The sequence below is a fragment of the Photobacterium andalusiense genome (assembly GCF_900185625.1).
Lineage (GTDB): Bacteria > Pseudomonadota > Gammaproteobacteria > Enterobacterales > Vibrionaceae > Photobacterium > Photobacterium aquimaris.
The window spans coordinates 1-1,163 of record NZ_FYAJ01000037.1 but is presented as its reverse complement, the minus strand read 5'-3'; the positions used below and the strand labels follow the sequence as shown (position 1 = coordinate 1,163).

Here is a 1,163-nt window from a genome sequence, read left to right as displayed (position 1 = left end):
GCAACGATAGTTGCAACAACACCAGCACCAACTGTACGGCCACCTTCACGGATAGCAAAACGTAGACCTTCGTCCATCGCGATAGGTGCGATTAGAGTAACAGTCATAGAGATGTTATCACCAGGCATTACCATTTCAACGCCTTCTGGTAGCTCGATAGTACCAGTTACGTCAGTTGTACGGAAGTAGAACTGTGGACGGTAACCTTTGAAGAAAGGAGTGTGACGACCACCTTCATCTTTAGAAAGAACATAGATTTCTGAAGTGAAAGTTGTGTGTGGAGTGATTGAACCTGGCTTAGCAAGTACTTGACCACGTTGAACGTCATCACGCTTAGTACCACGTAGAAGAACACCAACGTTCTCACCAGCACGGCCTTCGTCAAGAAGCTTACGGAACATCTCAACACCAGTACAAGTAGTTGTAATAGTGTCTACGATACCGATGATAGCAACTTCGTCACCAACTTTAACGATACCTTGCTCAATACGACCAGTTACAACAGTACCACGGCCTTGGATTGAGAATACATCTTCGATTGGAAGAATGAATGGTAGATCGATAGCACGCTCTGGCTCTGGAATGTAAGAATCTAGAGCTTCAGCTAGTTCAACAATCTTAGCTTCCCACTCAGCTTCGCCGTTAAGCGCGCCTAGTGCAGAACCCATGATTACTGGGCAATCATCACCTGGGAAATCGTACTCAGAAAGAAGTTCACGAACTTCCATCTCTACTAGCTCAAGTAGTTCTTCATCATCAACCATGTCACACTTGTTCATGAATACGATGATGTAAGGAATACCAACCTGGCGACCAAGTAGGATGTGCTCACGTGTTTGTGGCATAGGACCGTCAGTTGCAGCAACAACTAGGATACCACCATCCATTTGAGCAGCACCAGTGATCATGTTTTTAACATAATCGGCGTGTCCAGGACAGTCTACGTGTGCGTAGTGACGAGTAGGAGTATCGTACTCAACGTGAGAAGTTGAGATTGTGATACCACGCTCGCGCTCTTCTGGAGCGTTATCGATAGATGCGAAGTCTTTAGCAACACCACCGTACACTTTTGCAAGTGTAGTACAGATAGCAGCAGTTAGAGTTGTTTTACCGTGGTCAACGTGACCGATAGTACCAACGTTAACGTGCGGTTTATTACGTTC

The 1,163-nt window shown here is 45.7% G+C and carries 1 protein-coding gene; it reads right to left on the bottom strand.

Translation table 11 applies throughout. The features are described 5' to 3' along the window. Positions 1 to 1,163: elongation factor Tu (gene tuf / locus PAND9192_RS20255; protein WP_144018116.1), on the bottom strand; the 1,163-nt coding region annotated here is incomplete at both ends.